Genomic DNA, 23,369 nt, shown 5'->3' with positions numbered 1-23,369 from the left:
AACGATAAAACCAAGAGAGGTGTATGATGAAAAATTTTAAAATATTGAGTTTAGTTGTATTCAGTTTGTTTATTTTAATGTCTTGTACTTCATTACCCAAATACCGACAAGCTAGTGGGAATGGATATGGTTATAGTGAAAGCAAGCTTAGCGAAAACCACTATCGTATTCATTTTAAACTCAAGGGAAGAGATACATCTGCTGCGATGGATTATGCGATGTTAAGGGCTGCCGAAATTAGTTTGCTCAATGGTTATGATTGGTTTGTAGTTGTATCTAGAGAGACCATGGCTGAGAATAACGACGACTCAGGTTTTAGCCTTGGCGCATCGACCACTTTTCAACGTAGGACCCAATGTGGACTTGTCGCTTGTAAAACCACAAGTGAGCCGGTTACTACCTATGGCGCAAATGTAAGAGCTGGAGATACTTCAAGCCAAGTTGAAAGTATTTTAGAAGTTCGTTTAGGTAAAGGTGTTAAACCGAGCTCAGAGAATAGTTTTTCTGCTTTAGAGGTTAAGCAAAATTTACAGGCGAGAATTCAGCAATAGCAAGGAATTTTATAAAAGTTAAAATGGTGACAAGCAAAACGCTTGTCACTATTGATTCAAAATTTAAAAACCACACATAATTAAGTATCGCCTGAAGATAGGCATGTGTATTATTGCCTTGGCTGAGTTTTAGTAAGATTTACTCCATTCTATTATCTTTAAGGTGAACTAAGAAATAAGCACCTACTTGTAAAACTGAAATGATTAAAAATAGATAGTCCAGACTGGATCGTAAAATATTCGACTGGCATGGGTTTCAATATAAACTATGGAAATGAGAATTACCGTTGTGCAGTCGACTTTGACCGGGAAGGTGAAATCAAACAAGGCCAAACTTTAGAGTGTGAGTTTTTTCTGACGCATGAACCCCATGTCGGAAAGCTAGCGAAAGGAATGGAGTTTAAACTGTTTACTGGGAATGTGGTTTTCTCGCATGGAGAGATTCAGCTTCTATCCGAATGAAGCACATAACCAGAAATTTTAAAAAATTCAGGATAAACAGCAACCTAATTGTTAAATTATGCGTACATACCTATTCAGAACCAATTGAAAATTTTGATTCTGAAAAATGCAATAATGAAATTTTTGCGGCCCTATGGCTTCGATTTAAAAATCAAAGTTCTAAAGCTCTTAGACGCATTGTTGCGTTTTAACGACAGACCGTTAAGTTAGCGAGTCTCTCTAATGTTTAGGCAATTGATATGCAGAACCCAAAGCGACTTAGCGATTTTGCAAAGACAGCATAGTTTGTTAAGAAATAGTTTACTTGATGTGCTTGAGAACAACGCCCGTTTTCATCAAGACGCTTATTAAAAAATAAATTTTATCCTAAAATATTTTTAATTTTAAGTAGTCCAGCTAGCAGCCTGTCAATATCTTGTCTAGTGCTGTAAATACCTAAAGAAATACGAACGCAATGTTTTAGCCCTAAAGCACTGAGCAAAGGTTGTGCACAGTGATGGCCTGCTCTCACTGCAACCTGTTCGTTTGCTAGTACACCGGCTATATCATGGGAGTGAAACTCTTGGCTATAAATTGAAATAATGGCTTGACTGTTAGGATGAGAAACTAAACGCATGCTTTGGTCTAAACCTAGTTTAATAAATTGTGATTTAAAGGTTTCTATTAGCATTGCGTGATGAGTGTTTACTGCTTTCCAGTCAACTTTTTCTAGATAATTTAGTGCAGCGTTAAATGCGACAATCGAGGCCATGTTAGGACTACCAGCTTCAAATCGTCTTATTGATGATGACAGCGTATAGTTAAAAGGGGTTACTTGATTAACGATTCCGCCGCCTAGAAGCATAGGCTCAAAATCTTCTGGAGACTTTATGTAGAGAACGCCTAAACCGCTTATTGAGTATCGTTTATGTGCCGAGAAAACATAAAAGTCAGGATCTAAATCTTGAATATTGACACTGTTATGAGCTAGGTATTGCGCACCATCAACTAAGGTTTTGACGCCACTTTTTTTGGCTAGGTTGATTAGTTTTCTTACCGGCGGTTCATATCCGGTTACATTGCTGCACTGAGTGATAGCCAATAAAGCGCAGTTGTCATTTAACACTTCTTGTGCGGCTTGCAGGTCTATCTCTCCATTCGAATCCAGCTTTAAAATTTTTATTTTAGTGCCAGTTTGTTGGGCTAATCGTTGCCACGGGAGAAAATTAGCATGATGCTCAAACACACTAATACAAATAGATTGACCATGGTGAATTTTGTTCGAAAAATGATAGCTCACCATGTTAATCGATTCGGTAGCGCTTTTGCTAAAAACTAATTTGTTCGGCGTTGTGCTTAATACATTTGCTATTGCAACGCGGCACTCGCGGTAACGATCTTCTGCGTTATCACTCCATGAGTATTGCCCTCTGTATGGATTGGCATGGCCAGATTGGTAATATTCACATACTGCGTCTAGGACGCACTGAGGCACCTGAGTAGTAGCCGCAGAGTCAAGATAACTGAACCTTTGTTGGTTAAGTGCTGGAAAATCATTAATATAATCTTGAGGCATAAGTGAGTTTTAACGATCGAGAAATTAATTCGATACTAACACTTGCATAAATTAATAGTAAATATTTCAGATCGTTACAAAATGAAACAGATATCTATTTGATTTTTACGCGCAAAACTATTTAGAATCCAGTTGCTAAAAATTAGTGATTAAATACGCCAAGAATTGTTTTGTGTTTAGTTAAGTTGTAATCAAATAATGCTTTAAGGACCTTATTATGTTAAGGAAAATACTATTAATTGTTACCATTTTAACGCTTAGTGCTTGCGCCTCAACCGAGGTTGGAGATACTAAAGTAGCCAAAAGCGAAGAAGCTAAGTCTGCTGAAAAGCCTCAAGCACGAGCTTGCAATAAAAGGTCAACAGGATTTAGAACAAGACGCTGCTAGTTGAATAGCGTTACCCACTAATTCGCGTTAGTGGGTAAATTTCCAAAAAACGACTCTTTTCTTCTGTGTTTGCAGTGATCAGCCCAGAGCTTCACTAATTCTTAAGAACCGTGTCATAAATCAAGTTCAAATCTTGTAATTTGACAAAATGTCCCCATCTTTCTGATACATTATATAAAGCGGTAGTTTTAGTCTCGCTAAAGAGGTACAATTCCGCGGTTAAAATTATCAATAAATCTCGATTTAAGTGCCAAATGTAAAAGCATTATCCGTTTGCTCAAAGTCGAAATAAACCAATAAAAATTAGGAAAACTGTATTCATGTTTGGGAATATCCTGACCAAAATATTTGGTAGTCGAAATCAAAGAGTCGTTAAGCAGCTTTTCAAAAAAGTCTCTCAAATCAATGCATTAGAGCCAGAAGTGCAAAAGCTGACCGATCAAGAGTTAGCAGAATCAACGGTTAAATTTCGTGAAAGGCTCGCCCAAGGCGAAACCATTGAAGACTTAATGATTGAAGCATTTGCTGTTGTAAGAGAAGCCGGTAAAAGAACCCTTAATATGCGCCATTTTGACGTGCAATTAATCGGTGGGATGGTGCTCAACCAGGGCAAAATAGCAGAAATGAGAACTGGTGAAGGTAAAACACTGGTGGCGACTTTGTCTGCTTACCTAAATGCTTTAACGGGCGAAGGCGTGCATATTATTACAGTTAATGACTACCTAGCTGAGCGAGATGCACAGTGGATGGCCCCTTTATATGAAGCTTTAGGGTTAACCGTAGGGGTAATTCTTTCTGGTCAAGATACAGAAACAAAGCGCGCGGCATATGCTTGTGATATCACGTTTGGCACTAATAATGAGTTTGGCTTTGATTATCTACGCGACAATATGGCTTTTTCTACAGAAGATAAAGTTCAACGAGAACTTAACTATGCCATTATCGATGAAGTAGATTCTATATTAATTGATGAGGCGAGAACGCCACTTATTATTTCGGGCGCTGTAGAAGATAGCTCAGAAATGTACCGTCAAATCGATAAACTAATTCCTAAGTTAGAGCCGCTAAAAGATCCGGAAGATCAGCTCAGTGGTGACTTTTTAGTTGATGAAAAATCAAAACAGGTCTACCTCAGCGAGCAAGGCCAAGAAAAAGTCGAAAAATTGCTAATTGAGTCGAAGCTATTAGAAGAGTCTCAGTCTCTTTATAGCGCGGCCTCTATATCGCTTCTACACCATGTAAATGCGGGTCTAAGAGCGCATACTCTGTTTAAGAAAGATGTTGATTACATTGTTCGTGACAACGAAGTGATTATTGTCGACGAGCATACGGGCCGTACGATGCCTGGACGTCGTTGGTCAGATGGTTTGCATCAAGCGGTAGAAGCTAAAGAAGGCGTCAACATTCAAAATGAAAACCAAACGCTTGCTTCTATTACTTTCCAAAACTTGTTCCGCTTATACGACAAGTTGTCTGGAATGACCGGAACCGCCGATACTGAAGCCTTTGAATTAAACCAAATATACGGTTTAGAGGTTATCGTGATCCCTACGAATAAACCGATGCAGCGAAAAGATTTAGGCGATTTAATTTTTCTTACTAAACAAGAGAAATATGCCGCTATTATAGAAGAAATTTTAGAGCGCCAAGCTAATGGTCAACCCATACTCGTTGGTACCACTTCAGTTGAGTCTTCTGAAATACTTGCTAAAGAGTTAAAAGCCAAAAAAATTAAGCACCAAGTACTTAACGCAAAGTTCCACGCCAAAGAAGCCGATATTATAACTCAGGCAGGCCGTCCTGGAACGGTAACAATTGCGACAAATATGGCAGGGCGAGGAACCGACATTGTGTTAGGTGGGGCTCTTCAAGCGGATTTAGATGCGCTCAAGAATCCAACGCCAGAGCAAGAACAAGAAGTTAGAAAAGAATGGGAGAAAAGACACCAACAAGTACTAGATGCTGGTGGATTAGCTATTATTGGCACTGAGCGACATGAGTCTAGACGAATTGATAACCAGTTAAGAGGTCGAGCTGGACGTCAGGGCGATCCGGGAAGCTCGCGTTTTTACCTTTCATTAGAAGACGACCTGATGCGTATTTTCGCCTCAGAGCGAATGGCAGCCATGATGAAAAAAATGGGCTGGGAAAAGGGCGAAGCGATTGAACATAAGTGGGTTTCTAGAGCCATAGAAAACGCGCAGCGCAAAGTAGAAGGTCGCAACTTCGATATCCGTAAAAACTTACTTGAATATGACGATGTAGCTAATGACCAACGTAAAGTTATTTACGAGCAGCGTGCAGAACTTATGTCTACTGACGATGTTTCGGAAACCATTAAGTCACTCCGCTTTGATGTGGTAAATAGTGTGTTTTCACAGCATATTCCGCCGCAAAGTATCGAAAACATGTGGGATGTTAGTGGGTTAGAAGATCGCTTAAAAGCTGATTTTGCAATCGAGCTACCAATTCAAAAGTGGCTAGATGAAAACGATGACTTGCACGAAGAAAACTTGCGTGAAAAAGTTCTCGCCGCTTTAGACGAAGAATACGCGAAAAAAGAAACCCAAGTTGGAGAGCAGATTATTCGCCACTTTGAAAAATCTGTTATGTTACAAAACCTCGATAGCCATTGGAAAGAGCATTTAGCTGCAATGGATCATTTACGTCAAGGTATTGGGCTGCGCAGCTATGCACAGAAAAACCCTAAGCAAGAATATAAGCGTGAAGCTTTTGAATTGTTTGCGGAAATGTTAGATAACATTAAGTTTGATGTGATTTCTATTTTGTCTAAAGTGCAAGTAAAAGATGAAGAAGATGTGCAAGCGGTTGAAGCACAACGTAAACGTGAAGCAGAGGCTAGTGCGGTTGAATATCAACATGAGAAAGGTTCGGCTTTACCTCAGTCTGAGCAAGCGGAACAGCAAGCACCATTTAAGCGCGAAGGACAGAAAGTTGGCCGTAATGAGCCATGTCCGTGCGGCTCTGGTAAAAAATATAAACAGTGTCACGGTAGATTAAACTAGCTACGCGATAGTGCTAGAAATGAAAGGCAGATTAATTAATCTGCCTTTTTTTTAACTAACTTTTCTAAAGAGCAATATTCTTATGCCGGTCATTCAAGTTGTGGCAGCAGTCATAATACAAAACAACCATGTACTACTCGCCAAGCGTCCACTAGATAAACACAAAGGTGGATACTGGGAATTTCCAGGTGGAAAAGTTGATCCAGGGGAAACTTTAATACAAGCACTAAAACGCGAAGTAAAAGAAGAAATAGACCTTGAATTTTCTCAAAGTGAGCTTTTTAGTCAGCTTGTATTTGATTACCCAGAAAAAAGTGTGGATCTCTCTTTTTTTGTAGTTAAAGATTTTACTGGAACGCCTACGGGGCTTGAAGGGCAGCCTTTAAAGTGGGTTAAGATAAGCGAGCTAAGTCGTTATCAATTACCTGAAGCGAACCTAACTGTAGCCGAAAAGCTATTTGTAGAGTTAGGTTAAAATAAATGTATATTCCTTACGCTACCGCCGCTAAAAAATTAGTCACTTGACTAGCGAAAGCTTTTTCTGATGGTGCGACTAAAACAAGTTATCTTTAGGTTGTACCAGACAACAGATTTTACCAGGCAACAGATTTTACCAGACAATATTTCTGGTTAGTCATTAGCATTGTTTTTAATTGTTGCTAGCTCCGGGGTCATTTTATGACAAAAAGCATGATCGCCGCGCCAAATGATTTCTAATACTTTACCATTCGCGTCAGCACTAATTTGTCGCAAACAATGCTTTTCGCCGCCACCTAAGTTAAATAGAGTGAAACCTAAGCCAATGCTAGTACTTCGAGAGCTACGCCCGCTGCCAATTGAAATAGCGGAGTTGCCTTCTTCTGAGAGTTGGTTTTTCCATTCCGCGTATTCTAAGTCATTCAGTTGATATTGCTTGCTAGGCAAGCCCCAATACTTCACTATTTCTGTTAAGTTTTGGCTTTTCCATGCTTGAATTCGCTGTTCAACTTGAGCTTTCGGCAGGCTAGTGCAACCCAGTAGAATGCCGCTCATTGCGATACAAGCGAGTTTTAATTGAGTATTTAACATGATCGTTATGCCTGTAAATTATGCCTGCAAACTTTAACTGGGATAAATGCAGGAGTTTTAGTAGAATAGCGCACTTTAAGCATAGCAAACGGCTGCAGTTTTTACGATGATAGAAGTCACTTCAATTAAAGAGCGTATTAAAGAGCTCCAAGCGCGCAAAAGCTCGCTTAGGGGGTATCTTTGACTATGACACCAAAAAAGAACGCCTAACAGAAGTAGAGCGAGAGCTAGAACTACCAGAAATTTGGAATGAGCCAGAAAGAGCGCAAGCTCTAGGGAAAGAAAGGTCTAGCCTAGAGGTGGTAGTTGCAACGATTGATAAGCTTGATGCCGGTTTAGATGATGCAGGTGACCTTCTTGAAATGGCGGTTGAAGAAGACGACGCAGATACCGTAGAAGAGCTTGTTCTAGATTTAGATGAGCTAGACAAAGACTTAGCAAAACTCGAGTTTAGAAGAATGTTTAGCGGTGAAATGGACACTGAAAATGCCTATATCGACATTCAGTCTGGCTCTGGTGGAACCGAAGCGCAGGATTGGGCGGATATGTTATTGCGAATGTATTTGCGTTGGTGTGAGAGCCGAGGTTTTCAGGCTGAGTTGATCGAAAAGTCTGACGGTGACGTGGCAGGTATAAAAAGTGCCACAATACAAGTTAAAGGTGACTATGCTTTTGGCTGGGTTAGGACTGAAACAGGGGTGCATCGTCTGGTACGAAAGTCACCTTTTGACTCGGGGAGTCGGCGACACACTTCATTTGCGAGCGTGTTTTGCTATCCGGAAGTAAAAGACGATATTGAAATTGATGTAAACCCTGCGGACTTACGCATTGATACTTATAGAGCCAGTGGTGCCGGAGGGCAGCATGTAAATAAAACTGACTCTGCTGTACGTATTACCCATTTACCGACAAATACTGTAGTGCAGTGTCAAAATGATCGCTCTCAACATAAAAATAAAGATCAAGCAATGAAGCTGTTAAAGGCTAAACTTTATGAGTTAGAAATTCAAAAACAAAACTCAGAAAAGCAGCAAATGGAAGAGTCTAAGTCTGATATTGGGTGGGGAAGTCAAATTCGTTCGTATGTGTTAGATCAATCGCGAATAAAAGATTTACGTACTGGGTATGAGTCTACCAACACTCAAGCGGTTCTCGACGGCGATTTAGATGGATTTATTGAAGAAAGCTTAAAGGCTGGACTGTAAGCGTTAAAAATACATACTAAGTTTGGCGCTTTGCAACGCAGCCTTACAAGCACAAAAATTAGTGGTATTAAATTTATTTATAAACTAAAAGTAGCGACTATTATGAGCAAGCAAGAAAACAATTTAGATAGTAATTTAGAAACTTCGGCAGAAGACAATAAACTGATAGCTGAACGTCGAGCTAAGTTAGAGAGTATTCGACAAAATTGTGATTCAAATGGTCACCCAAACCAATTTAAACCCAGTGACTACGCTAAAGATCTTCAAAATGAATTTGCTGAAATGGACAAGGAAAGTGTATTAGCTGCTGAAAAAATTGTCAGTATTGCGGGCAGAGTCATGGCTAAACGTGGACCATTTTTCGTGGTTCAAGATATGACTGGGCGTATTCAAGCTTATGCCGATAAAGAGACCCAAAAATCAATGAAAGACAATTGGGGCGGTCTAGACATTGGCGATATTATTGGCGTTAAAGGGCAGCTAAAGTTATCGGGTAAGGGCGACTTATTTGTTGGTATGCAAGAAGTTCAGTTGTTAACTAAATCTTTACGACCATTACCAGAAAAGTTTCATGGACTTGCTGATCAAGAAACAAAATATCGCCAACGTTATGTTGATTTAATTATCAACGAAGAAACGCGAAATGACTTTTTAGTGCGGAGTAAAGTTGTCGAGGGAATCCGCCGATTTTTGGTTGAACGTAATTTTATGGAAGTAGAAACGCCCATGTTACAAGTTATTCCTGGTGGTGCCGTGGCGCGTCCTTTTGTTACTCATCATAACGCGATGGATATTGATATGTATCTTAGAATTGCACCAGAGCTTTACTTAAAGCGACTTGTTGTTGGTGGATTTGATCGTGTTTTTGAAATTAACCGAAACTTTAGAAATGAAGGGCTTTCGACTCGCCATAATCCAGAGTTTACCATGCTTGAGTTTTACCAAGCTTATGCTGACTATAATGACCTTATGGATTTAACTGAAGATATGCTGCGTACTGTTGCTCAGGATGTGTTAGGGACTACAACTGTTGTCAACACAGTTAAAGACAGCGAAGGTAATATCACTGATACTATTGAGTATAATTTTGGTGAAAAATTTGCTCGGCTTTCAATGGTCGATGCGATTCTCAAATATAATCCTGAATTTGACGAAGCAGTATTTAGAAATCCAGAAGAAAACTTCGAACAGATAAAAGCTTATGCAAAACAAGTTCATGTTAAACCGCCAGCGGTGGAAGGAATTTGGGGGCCAGGTAAATATATTTGTGAAATATTTGAAGAAACCGCCGAGCATTTATTAATTCAGCCCACTTTTATTACCGAGTACCCTTGGGAAGTTTCGCCATTGGCGCGACGTAATGATAAAAACGCTTTTATTACCGATCGTTTTGAGTTTTTTGTTGGTGGCCGTGAATTAGCTAATGGTTTCTCAGAGCTTAATGACGCCGAAGATCAGGCCGCTCGATTTAAAAAACAAGTGGAAGAAAAAGATGCTGGTGATGATGAAGCTATGCACTTTGATGCTGACTATATTAACGCTTTGGAATATGGGTTACCACCTACCGCCGGAGAGGGCATAGGGATTGACCGCTTAGTTATGCTGTTTACAGACTCGCCGACAATTAAAGATGTTATTTTGTTTCCGCATATGAAACCGCAAAGCTAATTTTTTGAGTTAAGCATGAAAAAATGCCCGTATTGCGCGGGCATTTTTATTTAACCAATTAAAAGAACTTTATCTCGCAGCGCGCGAGTTCATATAAGAATTACGGCTAGCGTCTAAATACTGAGCAGGATCTCGCATTCCACTGGTGTGACACCAACCTTTTTTGTGACCTCGGTTAATAGCGCCAGACAGCTGTCCCGACCACTTTTCTGTGGTGCCGTCTTCTGGATCTGATAACAGTAAGTCTGAGCCTAAATGGCAATAATCATACGCCCACCATCGAGTCTTAAATGAAGTCGTATGATAGTCGACTTTACTTCGTGCCCAACTAGGAACTGTTGCTAGCCAGTTAGACGCGCCGCTATAAGTTAAATTAGTGTTTTTACCACAGCCAACGCCAAAAATACTTCCAAGAGCGGCTAAATTGCCCGCTAACGAAGTGCCCTGGTAGGGCGTTCCTACGGATTGGATTAATTGACCACCAGTGGCATTGTCTAGCCCGCTCCAGTACTTAGTGTAAAGCTCTAGTGCGGCTGCGCCGCCTTGACTATGCGCTACAATGCCATAAGAATTATAAGCGCTTCCAAAGCTCAAAATACGCTGTGCAAAATCATTATGGCTGCGGTTTTGCTTATAGTCTTTAAACTCAACTGCGTTACTAAAATAGCCGGTATTCCAAACACTCCCAGAGCAATAACCATGCACCAATAGAAGTTTGCTGCCACTCGCATTTTTTTCAATCAAGTCTTTTTTGCTGAGTTGATTTTGGCTTGACTTGTTAGTGACAAAACGTTTTGACAAAAAGCTTGCTGGAAGTTCTGAGCTTTTAATTTGCGCAAGCTGTTGACTTGCTTGTGCAATTGCAGGGCTATTTATCTTTGCTAAAGCGGCTGGACTAGCGATAAGTGCTAATTTTTCAATTGATTGTGTTGGCACGTTACTATCGATAGTCTGCACACGTAGGTTACGAATTTCGAAGGGGGCGGTAAGTTGTGACTTAGCTAGCCATCTTAAATCGAAATAAAGACTCAACTGTTGCTTTTTGTCGGCTTGGGTGTTTCCACCTATCCAAGTGGCTGGCTGCATTTTTCCTTGCGAGTTAGTACCCCAAAGTTCTGCACCTAAAAAGGTTTCATTAGAGCCACCCAAATGTTGGCTAAAAACTTTTACCACACCGTCATTGCCGTCTAATATGAGCTCTGCTGGTCGTTCTTTCAATTCGAAATTAGGACTTACCACAGGATATAAGTCCATCGTAGTACGAGTGAACTTTAAGCCGTCTGAACGAATACCGTTAACTTGTACCTGGCTTGAGTAAACTCCAACTTCGTCACTGGGAACTTGGCGGCTATAAATCCCGTCGCCAGCGACCAGATCACCATCGAGTCCGGCATCGTTAAGTTGTAGTTGCAGTGTTTTACCCGACGGTGAAGTAATAATGGCGCTAGCTCGGCTAATGAGTCCAGCCATTGGAGGAAGCTCTAGCAATGCTTTGCGGTGGGCTTGCGGGTTGTTATCTGCACTATATTTTTGGTTTGCGCTTTGGGTCGCCGCAATATAGGCGGTGATATTAATCTTGTTATTAAGAGTCGTTACTTGAGTATCTAAGTGAGAAACCAGCTGATAGCCAGGATCGCCTTTAAACATTAAATAGCCGATTGGTTTGTTGGTATCAACGGGTTTTTGCTCACTGCCCGAAGCGAGCTGATGTAGTTTGACTTGCCAACTACCGTTGGTTGCATTCGGCAGCATAATGGTTTTACCGCTATATGATTGACTGCCAATTTGAATATTATTTAAGGGTGATTGATCTTTTTGGTTAGCTTGAATTAGCTGACCATTAGGATCTATCGCCGATACAGACCACTGATCAGCAAAAGGGCTCACAAAAAGCAGGGGAGAGTCTTGCTGAGAGTCTAAATGAATATCCATTGCAATTGCTGCTTTTTTGCTAGTAAGTGCATTGGATCGGTTAGTGGGCGCGTAAACCGGCAGCATACTAGAGTGGCTGAAGATGCTACCAGCTTGCGGAGACTTTATCGATTGCTCGTGCAAGTTTTGGGGATCGACAGCATTGTGTTTGTAATTGCTTGCGGCGGTGGTCAAAGTAAATGGTAAGCAGACAATAAGTGCGGTTAAGCATTTTTGCTTAATGCGCTTTGAAGTCCGCTGACCAGGGTTAGATTGAGTTGATAATTTGATATATTGGGAATTAAATAGTGTCTTATATTTGAGTTTCATTTTCTAAGCCATCCTATAAATCTTATTAGTTATTGTCTTACGAGAGGCTGAAAAAGGTTTTCAAGAAATAGTATCGCTTATTTCTAATTATCTTGGAAAAGCCAGATTTTAGACTAAAGCGTTAATATGAAGCGACCTTAAAAATCATTTCAGTTTAGAGATATTGGTAGACAGGTCTGTGGTCTGTCCAGAGTGGCGCGGTGAAATCGCTATAATTGTGAACTGCGTCACATTAATAACGCGGTATAATTTCTATAAAGCCATAAATTGATGTTATGAAAAGCCTAATTCTAGTGTTATTGTGTAGGTTAAGTACTTACGTTGATTATAAGCTAGCGCACTGAATATATGTTTCACAGAGTATTTGATAATGCCGATTGTTGATTTATGCAAAAAATTTCTAAATCGAGTTTCGTTGTTTAAACGAGGGCAAAACCAACAGTTAGACTCTCAAAATAAACCAATTGACAATTATGATGTTCGTTTAAAAGTTGAAGAAGGGTTACTTCGCTATTATATCAGCGGGCAGCGTAATTACGACGCTGCAATTCAAATGTGGGAAAGGATTTATCAAGACTGTCGAGTCACCGGCATTAATAAAATTCATGCTACCGTGCTGTTAAGTGGTCAAATTGAAAAAATGAAGATCCCACAGTTAATTAACCGGTTAATTGAGCTTAATAATCAAACCCCAATTTTGTGTGCATGGGTGGATCATAATTCGCAGTCTTATGTTGATAATTTAGTTGGGGAGCGCTTACCAAGACCTAGCCAGATGAATGTACGAATTTTTAATAATGATGATGACGCCAAAGCGTGGTTAGAAAAAAATAGCGCAAACCATCATCGTTCGCGCCAAACCGGAGGTTAAACTTCGTAAATCTTTTTCACTCTGCCATTACGGCGGTCGTGCTTAACTCTAAATTCACGGTACTGATTGCGGCTCACTTTAAATACTAGAGTGTACTTAAACGTTTTAAAGCCTGGGTCGATATTTTCAGAGTCAACTACCCGTGCGTTGTATAAGTTGTATTTACGCTCTATTTTGCGAACGGCAGATTGAACGTCATCTAAGTCAAAGTTGTGTCGAATAATTGGCTCAAATACGCTGTATCTTTGTCGTCTAGGGCTTATTTTCCGGCAACTACCGCCACCTAGTTGAATAAAGTATTGTTGCTCAGAGCTAAACTTTCCTCTTAAACTGTGCCCCCAAGAGTCAACACAACGATACAGTTCAACGTTTCTTTGATAGCTAGGCTGGTGCCACTCTCTATCATGTTGCTTATTTAATTTTGCTTGGCTTGATTTCGACTTTAGTTGAATTCGAGATTCTGGGCTTTGTGCGGCTACGCCAAAAGCAAATGTTGCTAATAATCCGAATACCGTTAATCTTTTCATAATAAGCCACCTCTTTATTGTTTGCTTAAGACTTATTATGCTGATTGAGCCTGAATTCAAAATGAATCAGAAAAAAAAATTTCAGCTTTTTTTAAAAGGGGCTTACCAAAGATTAACACTGTGGCGTTTTGTATTGCCTTTTTGACTAAATTTCCCGCCAAAAAATCATTCGGTCGCTTCCGCGGTAAGAGCCAAAATTTAAAGAAGTTGACTCATTTTCATTATTGTTATCGCCGTCCCAGTCAAATAAAAGCCAAGGCTGACTGGATAAATCAATGTTGACGTTAACGCTGCCATAATTACCATCTCCAGGCGCACTAAACCAAAGACCATTGCCTAAACTGCTTTCGCCATTAACAAGCGCTGCAGGCGTCCCAGTGGGTGAAAAAATAGCAGTTTCGCCTGGGTTTAAGTTATCTGTATAGCTGCCTGCGGCAAAAGAAATATTAGTATCAATATAAGTTGAACAACTATCTTCAGTATTGAGTGCCCAGCTGCTGCCATCAAAATATTCGCTTTTAAGTTTTATTTCTATGTCTGAGTTTTCGGGGCCGTAAGCGTCAATCAGTAGCATTCGTCCAAGTCGCATTTCAACGCTATTGCTACTTACTACGCCGCTAGAAACTGTATCTGAGTCTATTGCTGTAATATCGGCTCTAAAGTCAAATGGCGCTGCTAAAGAGTCATACTGGTAATGATTGTTTGTCGCACTAAAACTACTTACCCCTTGATTAAAGGTAGCTAAAACTGGGTTAAAGTTGAAAGTGCCAGTAGCGTTTGCGCCAGCTGAAACATTATAAGCAGTGGCTTGAATGTTATTACTCGTTAACATGGCAAATACGCCATGATAATTTAACGTAGTATTGTTTGCTAAGTTACGCGCGGTGATATTAGCACTCATATTAAACATTTGGCCGTCTTTATCTAGCCCAGGGTTGGAGCCGTCAGCAAATCCTGCATAGCTAAAACTGCCACATTGTGCAGCAATACTCGGGGGGGTTAGTAAAAAGTTGGCTGGAATAAAACGGCCTAGGTTAATTCTTCTGCCAGTAACATCCTCTCCACCACCCATAAAGTCAGTGGTTAAGGCATCGATATTAACAATGCCAACTTCGCTCCAACTTTGGCTAAAAGTATTAGTGCCGGAAGTAAAGCTTGCGGTTGATAAACTTGCTGTAGATAGTGCTCCATTTGACTCAGTAACTACACTCGCAGTGGGTGTTAGCGCGACTGTTTGATTGATTTGAGCTAGGTTTGGTGTGACTGCGTTGTTACTTAAATCACCGCCACTATCAGGTACGCCGTCTCCGTTGGTGTCAATAAATGGATCTGGGATACCGTCTGAGCCCGCAGTGTTGGTCGCGTTAATGATTTGGTCGTCGGCAGCTTCCCATAAAACGCTACGTAGGGTCATAGAAAAACTTGCACCAGCGACAGCAAAAACTGGATCGCTGGCATCATTTGCGTAAGGATCTCCGGCAATTTGAATGTCGTATCCAAAAGGGCGAACCACAAAGTCATTAACGCCGCCAATAATTTCATCGAGGTTACCATTAGGCGGCTCTCCCACGTCTATTTCATCTTTTGCGGCTAAACTAATAATGCCAGCATCGTCATAGCTTACCGATAACGTGCTGACCCCGTTGGCAAATGTGACACTCTGTGGAGCTGAGCTGGCTTCACTAGTAGCGATTAAAGTTCCGTTTACGTCAACTTGAGTTGGGCTGGTGGTTGGTGTGGAATAACTGGACCATAAGTTAAGCGACTTTACCCCAGTGTATTCCTCGATTACACCACATTGTGGTTGCGAAGGTGTTTGCCCAGCGGCTGTAAGCGTTAAATCAAAAGGTTTTGCAGCAACTTGAGTGGGTACCGGCGAAGGTGAAAAAACAAAGCCAAATGGTCTAAAGGTGATATTACCTTCAGTATTATCGTCGGTTACACCGCTATCGTCCACGCCAATGTTGGTGGTTTCAGCGACTGTGTCTTGTAAATATAACAGGACACTGCCGTTATCAGCGTTGGCAAATTGGTAAGTGGCAAAGCCGTCGTTGTCGCCTGGGGTATCATTTAAAACGCCTTGCGCTGGAGAACTACTATTACCGTTTTGGTCAACAACAGACCAGTTGCCATTGTTAGTGGAAAGTGAAAGATCGACGGTGCCTGTATAATCCGTGACTAAGTTTCCAGAGCTGTCTTCCGCACGAATGGTTATGGCCTCTGGTAAACAATTGATACCGTTACCATCATGAATAATTCTAAAATGATCCGGTCCACAGTCTTGGGTCGTCGCAATACTCAGGTTGTCGATGAAAATAAACTCGTCACTAGAACGATAGCCTTGGGTAATTTGAAACCTTATTCGAGTGTTCGCGCTGGCGAAAGGCAGCAGGTCATAGGTGAAAGTATTATTCATATCGTTGGAAAAAGCACCACCGGGCAGAAGCGTCCAATTCGTGCCGCCATCACTCGAAGCTGCTACCTCAAACCTGTCTCCGTTATCAAGATTGACCGAAGATAAATCAACTTTCATTATCGCGCTGGTGGCACCTAAAAGGTTGGCTTCGCGCTCTATGCTAGGCGATGTATTGGAGCCAACACTATTGCGCATGACTAGCTCACCGCCAGAAATGTAAATACGTTGAGAGGTATTGGTTGCTGAGCCATCGTCATTGGTTTCAATCCAGTTGCCAGACCATGGCGCTGTTCCTTCGCTATTTGCGTAACTGGCAACATTAAAACGGTCGATAAAATTTTGAGCACAAACGCCACTGGTTACGCAGGGGTGAGTTTCGTTCATCACAAAGTTGACTTGGCTTTGGCTAAGTACATTTTCGTAAATTCTAACTTCATCGATATATCCATCAAAAAATCTTTGAGGAATATCTAAGTCTTGACCTATTTGCAAGGGATCATTATTGAGATCGAGTGTACCGGTTACGTTGTCTCTTGCTCTTTCAATGCCGTCGACATAAATAACTTGCTCTCCACTACGCCAAGTGATGGCAATGTGGTGCCACTGACCAATTTGTAAGTTAGCTCCCGAAGTTGTCAAAGTACTCCAGCGCCACCACCAATAAATTTCTCCAGAGGGGTTAATATGAAACTCGTAATTTTCATCTTTTGAAAGAATTGACTTTAATCCTGATGACGGAATGACGTTGGTATTAATCCAAGTTGTTATGGTAAGTGTATTAGGAATATCCAGTAATGAGTTTGCCGTAGACGTATCATCGTCGCGCTGAATGAATGAAACATTACCGTTAAAAACACCATAGCTACAAGTGCCAGGATCGCCTAGAATTGCAGAGTTTACATTAGATGTTGCTGCGCTAAATGCAGTTAAGTGCAGGTTATTACCAGAGACGTCGAGCACTTCATCATTATTGCCGTTCCAAACGAGCTCTTCAAATTGCCACTCACCAATTAACCCCGGAATATCGCGCTCGGTCACGATAACGTCGTCAACATGCCAGAAGTCAAAGTTGTTACCACTACCCCCGGTGGTTCTAATGCGTATCCGTAAATTGGAATGCAGTGCATTGGCGGGCAGGGTATAGGTTCGATTAAAGATCTCGCCTTGCGTACCATTACCAATAAAAGTTTCGATAAAATTCCAAGCGTTTGTAGAGTCTAAATACTCTACTACAAGATCTTCGCCATTATCGGGGTTTTCGCTAAAACTATCGCTACCGCGACGGATCCATATGTCTAAATCTGCCATAGGAACATTGGCATTGATGGGGTCACTATATATGTTTTCAGCACTACAACATAAATATAAAGAGCGCGAGCCAGAATTGCTGGTTACATTGGCGGTATTAACTCGGCTATTTGAACTGCGAGTCCACTGCGCAAGGCTGCCTTCAAAATCTTCACTGAAAAGCACATCTCCCGGTGCCGCTTGAAGTGTTACAGGCATAGAAAAGCAAAGTAAACTGAAAATTAAGGAAGCAAATAGCTTATTTGGCATAGTAAACTTCTTTAGCAAAAATATTCTTCTAGTGTACTGTTTTTTATAAAGATTATAAATCTATATCAGGAGAAATAGACCAATGGCAATAAAATAAGACCAAACAAATAATTCAACAAAATTGCTATAAGAGTGCTGAGCAACCGCTAATAACCGTTTAGGTAAAGGCGGCTTTGGCTTCTTCAACTTCTATGGCGAGTTCTTCTACATGGTGTACGTCAACTTCAGGGGAAAGGCCAAGCTTTCTAAAAGCGGGAACCGTTGCCGGATCAATGTGAGAAAAAGGGTTGTTATCTTCTGGATAAGACTGCAATTTAGCGACGGTGACAACATCGGCGTAGTCAGCTTCACCCTCACTTTCTCTGCTAAAATCGGTGCAGGCGTGAGGGATAATGACCATTTCAGGGGGAAACTCCCAAGCTTTTAAAATAGCTCGTCCTACTTTACCTTGGAGGCGGTTAATGATTTTGTCTAAAACTGCTTCATGCTCCAAAATTTGCGGGTTTTCTTCGGCCAAGGTTAAAATTGGTAAAATACCAATTTGATGAATAAGCCCTGCTAAAGTGGCTTGGTCTGGCTTGAGCCGGGTAAAGTTGCTCGCCAACACATGGCTAATCGAGGCAACTTCGATAGTATGCTCCCAAGATGCACGTAACCGAGAATCAACCGCGTCACTGGTTGCTTGGAACATTTGCTCCATTGCCAGACCCGTGGCTAAGTTTCTGACAAAGTTTATACCCATTCGAGTGATTGCAAGTTGCAAGTTATCGACTACAACAGTACCGCGCATCAACGGGCTGTTGGCGACTTTGATTATACGCGCTGCTAATGCTGCATCTTGGCCGATAACGCTGGCCAATTCAGCTGCATTGACGTCTTCGTCATTAGCGGTTTCTCGTATTTTTAAGGCGACCTCTGGCAACGTAGGCAGGGTAAGCCGGTCATTGGTAATTGCGTCGATTAATTCTGCAAGAAACTCTTTTTCTAGGCTCATCTGATACTATTCTAATTCTTGGGTGGTTGATAACCTTAGTATAGGAGAGTTTTCAGGGCTTGACTGAAAAACTTTGTGATCAAGTGCACTATCTTTTAATAAAGCTAAAATATAGGTTTCGTTTAAGCTAGGAGAGATATGGCAAATCACCTCTCCAACACTTTTATCTTGATAATATATTTTATCTCCAGGAGAGAGTTTTAGTGCTGTGTCTGCCTCCAATAGCTGCATGTGAGATTTTAATTTGCCTTTATAGTGCATTCTGGCAATGACTTCTTGTCCGGTAAAACAGCCCTTTTTAAAATCAACCGCACCTAACTCAGGTAAATTAAGGTTATGTGGTAAAAACATTACCTGAGCGCCTTTAGTTAGCCACGGAATATGATTTTGTCCGAGCTTAGTCAAAAACTGCGAATCATTGTAAAATTGATTGGCTCCAAACAATTGAATAAATTCGTTTAGCGATGACTTTTCTACTAAACTCAACTTAAATTGAAATTGGTTTATTGTGGATACGGCGGTGACTTTAGAGTGAGGCTCACCTTGAAGCTCCTCAGGCGCATTTGGCTCAGCCAACACTGAGTGGCAAAAAATATCTGCTCGTGAACTAATATTGTCGATTGCTACCTTAAAAAAGACACTGTACTTTTTTAAGGTAGCGATGGTCTCGTCAATGGTTTCTGCGAGTTGAAAGAAGTAGACCGATTCAGTGTCTGTGGTAATAAAAGCTAAGGCTATGCAGCGCCCTTGGGGGTTACAAACCGCGCCTAGGCAGAGCTGGTTTGGTTTTAAATGTTGTGGATTTATAGTGAGCTGGCCTTGTAAAAACTTAGTTACATCTTGGCCGCTAAATTTAATACAGCCCCATTGAGCTAGGTGAGTCATTGGAGTATCTGGGTTTAATTGCATAACGATTTAAGTGCTCATGAATGGTTGATTGGAAGCAATTGGGCGTAACTTGTTATTTGTATGGCCGTGTTGCTTTACCGCCGAAATTAACCCAGTTATCATAACGCGTCTGATTGGGTTAAGTAAATTATTTGCCGCCTTGAAAGCAGATTAACAAAAGCTTATTTTATTAGAGTATTTTATGACTGATACAATGCTGCAACAACAAAAACAGTTAGCTTGGCAATGTCGGCGGGGCATGCTAGAGCTAGACGTTGTGCTAATCCCTTTTTTAGAACGACATTTTCTCGATTTAAATGAGTCACAGCAAGCCTTATTCAAAACGCTTTTAGGTGAATCTGACCCTGATTTATACAGTTGGCTGATGGGCTTTGCTAAGCCAAGCAATACCGAATACCTTGCCATGATCCAGTTAATCCAAACTAAAATGAAAATCGCAACTCGCTTGTAATCATTTGCCCGTTAGCAAAGCAAACAGCAAACCAAGGAATGGTAAGTCATGAAAGTTGCTGCCCGGTTCCCAATAAAACCTTATAAGCCACTATTTTGGGGCATATTAATGTTGTATATCTTAACCGCTGTATTGGCGGCATTTAGCCTTCAATCGCGTTTATTGCTGGGGTTTTATCCGGTTTTAATGGTATGCGCTATTTTTACCATTAAACATTACCGGCGCTTAACTTCGGCCTCAGACGATTTGTGTTGGAATGGCGACAGCTGGCTATTTCAAGACGCAAACCAGCAAACAATTTATTTGGAACTGCAAGCCACTAGTTGGCTAAGTCGATATTTCACTTTGTTGCATTTTAAAGCGCAACCAGCCTTGTTATCACTTGAGCCAAATACGCCTAAAACTCGAGAGTTTTTTTGGCTATTTAGTTTGCGTTATTTAGGAGAAAGAAGCTATCGAGAGCTGTGTTACTTGGTAAAACAAAATATTCGCCATCAAGTTAGCAAAAGCTAGTCAAATGTGTGCACTGCCAATTAATCAAACTTAGATACAATGGTATCTTTCGCCTGTTGCGAAGGCTCCGGGTAGTCTAAAGTATAATGCAGGCCGCGGCTTTCTTTGCGTCGCATGGCGCATTCAATTATGAGCTCTGCAACGGTAATTAAATTACGTAACTCCAGTAAGTTACTATTGACCTTAAAGTTAGAATAGTATTCTTTAACCTCTTGTTTAAGTAACTCGATTCGACGCCTTGCTCTCTCTAAGCGTTTAGTGGTTCTAACTATTCCAACATAGTTCCACATTAAATGGCGTAGTTCGTGCCAGTTATGAGAAACAACCACTTCTTCATCAGAATTTGATACTTGGCTTTCATCCCATAAAGGTATGCTAACTTCGTAGTCTTTTAGTTGGCTCGCTTGTTTAAAAATATTAATAGCCGCCGCCCGCGCATAAACCAAGCATTCTAAAAGCGAGTTACTTGCCATTCTATTGGCACCATGAAGCCCAGTGAATGCGACTTCACCTATTGCATACAGGCCTGCTAAATCAGAGTGTGCATTTTTGTCTGTAACTACACCTCCACAGGTGTAATGTGCTGCCGGGACAACCGGAATTGGCTGTTGTGTTATGTCAATTCCTAGTTTCATTAAGCGTTCATAAATGGTTGGAAAATGCGCTTTAATAAACTGCGGCTCTTTATGGCTAATGTCTAAATACACACAGTCAATCCCTAAGCGTTTAATCTCGTGGTCAATAGCTCTCGCAACAATATCTCTGGGAGCTAGCTCTGCACGAGAGTCAAAGCGAGGCATAAACCTTTCACCGTCGGGTAGTTTTAAATAAGCGCCTTCACCGCGCAAAGCTTCGGTAATTAAAAAAGAATGGGCTTTACTGTGAAACAAACAGGTGGGATGAAATTGATTGAACTCCATATTGGCAATACGACAACCGCTACGCCAAGCCATTGCAATTCCGTCGCCAGAGGAAATGTCTGGATTGCTAGTGTATAAATAAACTTTACTTGCTCCGCCGGTGGCTAGAACTACAAATTTGGCTTCAAATACTTCAACTTGATCTTTTTCTCGGTTAAGTGCATAAGCGCCGTGACAGCGGTTTGGTTTACCAATAAGGCCCAATTTGTGTGAGGTAATTAAATCAACCGCGTTGTAGTTTTCAAAAGTGCTGATGTTTGAGCGAGCTTGAACTTGCTCAGATAAACTTGAGTGTACTGCTTTGCCTGTGGCATCAGCGGCATGAATTATCCGTCGGTGGCTATGGCCGCCTTCTTGCGTTAAATGAAATGACTGAGTTCCTTGAGCCGCTTCTTTTTGACTAAAGTTTACGCCGTTTTCAATCAGCCAATCGATAGCTTGCTTGCTATTTTCAACGGTAAATTGAACAGCATCTTTGTGGCATAATCCTGCTCCTGCTACCAAAGTATCTTCTACATGAGATTCGACACTATCGGTGCTATCGAGAACAGCCGCTATACCGCCTTGAGCGTAGTAGGTTGAGCCTTCATTAAAGTCACTTTTACAAAGTAAATTGACTGATAACTTTGAGTCGAGGTTGAGGGCGCAGGTTAATCCTGCTGCACCACTGCCAATAATCAAAACGTCGGAACGGTGATGTACTGCCATTTTATGTGCTTTGTTGGCTAAATTTGGCGTATTGTGCTGAATTTTGTTGTTAAAATCCAATTTTATCTAGTTATTTAACAAAGAATTTTTATCCTGAGCGCGTTTGCATGCCGTATTTTTAAATTGGATAACAGGCTATAAGTTAAATGCCAGAGGCTGAACTAGAATCGATTTAAAAGAAAACTTATTTCTATTCTCGGAACTAATGCTTCGCACTTGTTGTCAACATCAGCCATAATTAAGACTTTATAAATTAAAACTTTATAATTTTTAATCATTTGTTTTGCGAATATTAGTGGCCTTTCGAACATTAAGTTATTATTTTTATTGAAAAATGACTAACTGCAACCCACTAATAGTTAATGTTTATCAGCTTTAGCGTTTTATTGCTAAAGATAAGAAGGACTTAACTGATACTTATTTTCGCGGTTTATTATGCTGTATAGCTAAAACCGGAATTTAGCTAAATACTCTTGGAAAATAACAAAAAATATGACAACAACAACCGATGCAGAGCTAGTAGAACGCGTTCAGAGAGGTGATAAGCGCGCTTTTGACCTTTTAGTATCTAAATATCAAAGTAAAATATTTGCCATCATTAGCCGCTTTGTTAGCGATCAAGCTGAGGTTTATGATGTGGCTCAGGAAACTTTTATAAAAGCTTATCGGGCGTTGCCCAATTTTAGAGGCGATAGCGCGTTTTACACGTGGATTTATCGAATAGCAATTAATACCGCTAAGAACTATTTAACCGCTAAAGGTAGAAGGCCACCAGCTTCAGATATTGACTCTCAAGAAGCCGAAGGATATGGCGTTGGGGTTGCATTGCGAGAAAACGCCTCGCCCGAACAATTACTTATGCGAGATCAATTGCAGCAGGTTATATTTGATACGATTGAAGGGTTGCCGGAAGATTTAAAAGTGGCCATTACTTTGCGAGAAATTGAAGGAATGAGCTACGAAGAAATTGCGGAATCAATGGATTGCCCTGTAGGAACGGTAAGATCGCGTATTTTTAGGGCTCGTGAAGCAATTGACGAGCAGGTTAAGCCATTACTTGAAAAACAGGGTTAATTTATTTTTTAATAATCGTAAGTTTTTGTGAACTTTTAGATTGTAACCCGGTCATAGGTTGCAGTAATAAGATTTGTCAGTGCAGTAATAAGATTTGTCAGTGCAGTAACAAGATTTGTCAGTGCAGTAACAAGATTTGTCAGTGCAGTAACAAGCATTGCCACTATTGACAATGTGTATTGATTAAGCTCAAATTTAGTCGCTAAAGATTGAACGAGAGTTTAGTTGTTAGTTTGAACCAAGTGTTATCAGGGTAGAGAGAAGT

Annotated in this window: 18 protein-coding genes; 10 read left to right on the top strand and 8 right to left on the bottom strand. The window is 40.8% G+C overall.

The genetic code is table 11. The annotated features are described in order from the left end of the window. Window positions 1–23 precede the first annotated feature (23 nt). Window positions 24–551: a CC0125/CC1285 family lipoprotein gene (locus ACUR5C_RS11670; RefSeq protein ID WP_454465308.1), complete on the top strand. Its 528-nt coding sequence runs from the start codon at window positions 24–26 to the stop codon at window positions 549–551. A gap of 823 nt (window positions 552–1,374) precedes the next feature. Here ACUR5C_RS11670 and ACUR5C_RS11665 read toward each other — a convergent pair. Continuing rightward, window positions 1,375–2,568, bottom strand: coding sequence for an aminotransferase class V-fold PLP-dependent enzyme (locus ACUR5C_RS11665; RefSeq protein WP_454465307.1), 1,194 nt, complete (start codon window positions 2,566–2,568; stop codon window positions 1,375–1,377). A gap of 217 nt (window positions 2,569–2,785) precedes the next feature. On the opposite strand from ACUR5C_RS11665, the gene ACUR5C_RS11660 reads away from it, so the two are divergent. The 3 genes from ACUR5C_RS11660 (at window position 2,786) to mutT (ending at window position 6,457) form a co-directional block, all read left to right on the top strand. Continuing rightward, a complete protein-coding gene (locus ACUR5C_RS11660; RefSeq protein ID WP_454465305.1) occupies window positions 2,786–2,956 on the top strand; it encodes a hypothetical protein in 171 nt (56 codons plus the stop codon). A 320-nt stretch (window positions 2,957–3,276) separates the two neighbouring features. Continuing rightward, complete coding sequence (gene secA / locus ACUR5C_RS11655) at window positions 3,277–5,982, top strand: preprotein translocase subunit SecA (protein ID WP_454465304.1); 2,706 nt, start codon at window positions 3,277–3,279, stop codon at window positions 5,980–5,982. An 82-nt stretch (window positions 5,983–6,064) separates the two neighbouring features. Next, a complete protein-coding gene (gene mutT / locus ACUR5C_RS11650) occupies window positions 6,065–6,457 on the top strand; it encodes an 8-oxo-dGTP diphosphatase MutT (RefSeq protein WP_454465303.1) in 393 nt (130 codons plus the stop codon). A gap of 155 nt (window positions 6,458–6,612) precedes the next feature. Here mutT and ACUR5C_RS11645 read toward each other — a convergent pair whose 3' ends face one another. Further along, window positions 6,613–7,050 (bottom strand): hypothetical protein, encoded by a 438-nt coding sequence (locus tag ACUR5C_RS11645; RefSeq protein WP_454465302.1) that lies wholly within the window; start codon window positions 7,048–7,050, stop codon window positions 6,613–6,615. Between the two features lie 106 nt (window positions 7,051–7,156). Between ACUR5C_RS11645 and prfB the strand changes: the two genes are divergently transcribed. Further along, window positions 7,157–8,255 (top strand): peptide chain release factor 2 gene (gene prfB / locus ACUR5C_RS11640; protein ID WP_454465301.1). Its coding sequence is split into 2 segments (ribosomal slippage): window positions 7,157–7,231 and window positions 7,233–8,255, totalling 1,098 coding nucleotides; the frame shifts between segments, so codons are not numbered across the junction. A gap of 102 nt (window positions 8,256–8,357) precedes the next feature. Then, a complete protein-coding gene (lysS, locus tag ACUR5C_RS11635) occupies window positions 8,358–9,923 on the top strand; it encodes a lysine--tRNA ligase (protein ID WP_454465300.1) in 1,566 nt (521 codons plus the stop codon). A 69-nt stretch (window positions 9,924–9,992) separates the two neighbouring features. Here the strand turns inward: lysS and ACUR5C_RS11630 are convergent, their stop codons facing one another. Next, on the bottom strand, window positions 9,993–12,164 hold the full coding sequence (locus ACUR5C_RS11630; RefSeq protein ID WP_454465299.1) for a choice-of-anchor X domain-containing protein: 2,172 nt from the start codon (window positions 12,162–12,164) through the stop codon (window positions 9,993–9,995). Between the two features lie 370 nt (window positions 12,165–12,534). On the opposite strand from ACUR5C_RS11630, the gene ACUR5C_RS11625 reads away from it, so the two are divergent. Beyond that, window positions 12,535–13,035 carry a hypothetical protein gene (locus ACUR5C_RS11625; RefSeq protein WP_454465298.1) on the top strand — a complete coding sequence of 167 codons (501 nt, stop codon included), beginning with the start codon at window positions 12,535–12,537 and terminating at the stop codon, window positions 13,033–13,035. Here ACUR5C_RS11625 and ACUR5C_RS11620 read toward each other — a convergent pair. From ACUR5C_RS11620 to ygfZ, 4 genes are all read right to left on the bottom strand, one after another. After that, window positions 13,032–13,562: a hypothetical protein gene (locus ACUR5C_RS11620; protein ID WP_454465297.1), complete on the bottom strand. Its 531-nt coding sequence runs from the start codon at window positions 13,560–13,562 to the stop codon at window positions 13,032–13,034. The genes ACUR5C_RS11625 and ACUR5C_RS11620 overlap by 4 nt on opposite strands. A 145-nt stretch (window positions 13,563–13,707) precedes the next feature. Next, window positions 13,708–17,535, bottom strand: a complete 3,828-nt coding sequence (locus tag ACUR5C_RS11615) for a LamG-like jellyroll fold domain-containing protein (protein WP_454465296.1) — start codon at window positions 17,533–17,535, stop codon at window positions 13,708–13,710. A 157-nt stretch (window positions 17,536–17,692) separates the two neighbouring features. Further along, window positions 17,693–18,529, bottom strand: a complete 837-nt coding sequence (locus tag ACUR5C_RS11610) for an HDOD domain-containing protein (protein WP_454465295.1) — start codon at window positions 18,527–18,529, stop codon at window positions 17,693–17,695. A gap of 6 nt (window positions 18,530–18,535) precedes the next feature. Next, a complete protein-coding gene (gene ygfZ, locus ACUR5C_RS11605) occupies window positions 18,536–19,438 on the bottom strand; it encodes a CAF17-like 4Fe-4S cluster assembly/insertion protein YgfZ (protein ID WP_454465294.1) in 903 nt (300 codons plus the stop codon). Between the two features lie 181 nt (window positions 19,439–19,619). Here ygfZ and ACUR5C_RS11600 point away from each other — a divergent pair, with 181 nt between their 5' ends. Both ACUR5C_RS11600 and ACUR5C_RS11595 read left to right on the top strand, forming a co-directional pair. Next, window positions 19,620–19,889, top strand: a complete 270-nt coding sequence (locus ACUR5C_RS11600) for an FAD assembly factor SdhE (protein ID WP_454465293.1) — start codon at window positions 19,620–19,622, stop codon at window positions 19,887–19,889. Between the two features lie 48 nt (window positions 19,890–19,937). Next, window positions 19,938–20,402 carry a protein YgfX gene (locus ACUR5C_RS11595; RefSeq protein ID WP_454465292.1) on the top strand — a complete coding sequence of 155 codons (465 nt, stop codon included), beginning with the start codon at window positions 19,938–19,940 and terminating at the stop codon, window positions 20,400–20,402. 20 nt (window positions 20,403–20,422) lie between these two features. On the opposite strand, the gene nadB is transcribed toward ACUR5C_RS11595, so the two are convergent. Next, window positions 20,423–22,030: an L-aspartate oxidase gene (gene nadB / locus ACUR5C_RS11590; RefSeq protein WP_454465291.1), complete on the bottom strand. Its 1,608-nt coding sequence runs from the start codon at window positions 22,028–22,030 to the stop codon at window positions 20,423–20,425. 492 nt (window positions 22,031–22,522) lie between these two features. On the opposite strand from nadB, the gene rpoE reads away from it, so the two are divergent. Continuing rightward, window positions 22,523–23,104 (top strand): RNA polymerase sigma factor RpoE, encoded by a 582-nt coding sequence (gene rpoE, locus ACUR5C_RS11585; RefSeq protein ID WP_454465290.1) that lies wholly within the window; start codon window positions 22,523–22,525, stop codon window positions 23,102–23,104. Window positions 23,105–23,369: the final 265 nt, after the last annotated feature.

The sequence above is a fragment of the Aliikangiella aequoris genome (assembly GCF_053709105.1).
This window is presented reverse-complemented; position numbering and strand designations above follow the sequence as displayed.

Coding starts and splice junctions, on each gene's coding strand:
- mutT (WP_454465303.1), top strand. CDS start 6,065: ATGCCGGTCATTCAAGTTGTGGCAGCAGTCATAATACAAAACAACCAT.
- ACUR5C_RS11625 (WP_454465298.1), top strand. CDS start 12,535: ATGCCGATTGTTGATTTATGCAAAAAATTTCTAAATCGAGTTTCGTTG.
- ygfZ (WP_454465294.1), bottom strand. CDS start 19,438: ATGCAATTAAACCCAGATACTCCAATGACTCACCTAGCTCAATGGGGC.
- ACUR5C_RS11615 (WP_454465296.1), bottom strand. CDS start 17,535: ATGCCAAATAAGCTATTTGCTTCCTTAATTTTCAGTTTACTTTGCTTT.
- rpoE (WP_454465290.1), top strand. CDS start 22,523: ATGACAACAACAACCGATGCAGAGCTAGTAGAACGCGTTCAGAGAGGT.
- ACUR5C_RS11610 (WP_454465295.1), bottom strand. CDS start 18,529: ATGAGCCTAGAAAAAGAGTTTCTTGCAGAATTAATCGACGCAATTACC.
- ACUR5C_RS11630 (WP_454465299.1), bottom strand. CDS start 12,164: ATGAAACTCAAATATAAGACACTATTTAATTCCCAATATATCAAATTA.
- ACUR5C_RS11670 (WP_454465308.1), top strand. CDS start 24: ATGATGAAAAATTTTAAAATATTGAGTTTAGTTGTATTCAGTTTGTTT.
- ACUR5C_RS11620 (WP_454465297.1), bottom strand. CDS start 13,562: ATGAAAAGATTAACGGTATTCGGATTATTAGCAACATTTGCTTTTGGC.
- ACUR5C_RS11600 (WP_454465293.1), top strand. CDS start 19,620: ATGACTGATACAATGCTGCAACAACAAAAACAGTTAGCTTGGCAATGT.
- ACUR5C_RS11595 (WP_454465292.1), top strand. CDS start 19,938: ATGAAAGTTGCTGCCCGGTTCCCAATAAAACCTTATAAGCCACTATTT.
- ACUR5C_RS11660 (WP_454465305.1), top strand. CDS start 2,786: ATGTTAAGGAAAATACTATTAATTGTTACCATTTTAACGCTTAGTGCT.
- nadB (WP_454465291.1), bottom strand. CDS start 22,030: ATGGCAGTACATCACCGTTCCGACGTTTTGATTATTGGCAGTGGTGCA.
- ACUR5C_RS11645 (WP_454465302.1), bottom strand. CDS start 7,050: ATGTTAAATACTCAATTAAAACTCGCTTGTATCGCAATGAGCGGCATT.
- secA (WP_454465304.1), top strand. CDS start 3,277: ATGTTTGGGAATATCCTGACCAAAATATTTGGTAGTCGAAATCAAAGA.
- lysS (WP_454465300.1), top strand. CDS start 8,358: ATGAGCAAGCAAGAAAACAATTTAGATAGTAATTTAGAAACTTCGGCA.
- ACUR5C_RS11665 (WP_454465307.1), bottom strand. CDS start 2,568: ATGCCTCAAGATTATATTAATGATTTTCCAGCACTTAACCAACAAAGG.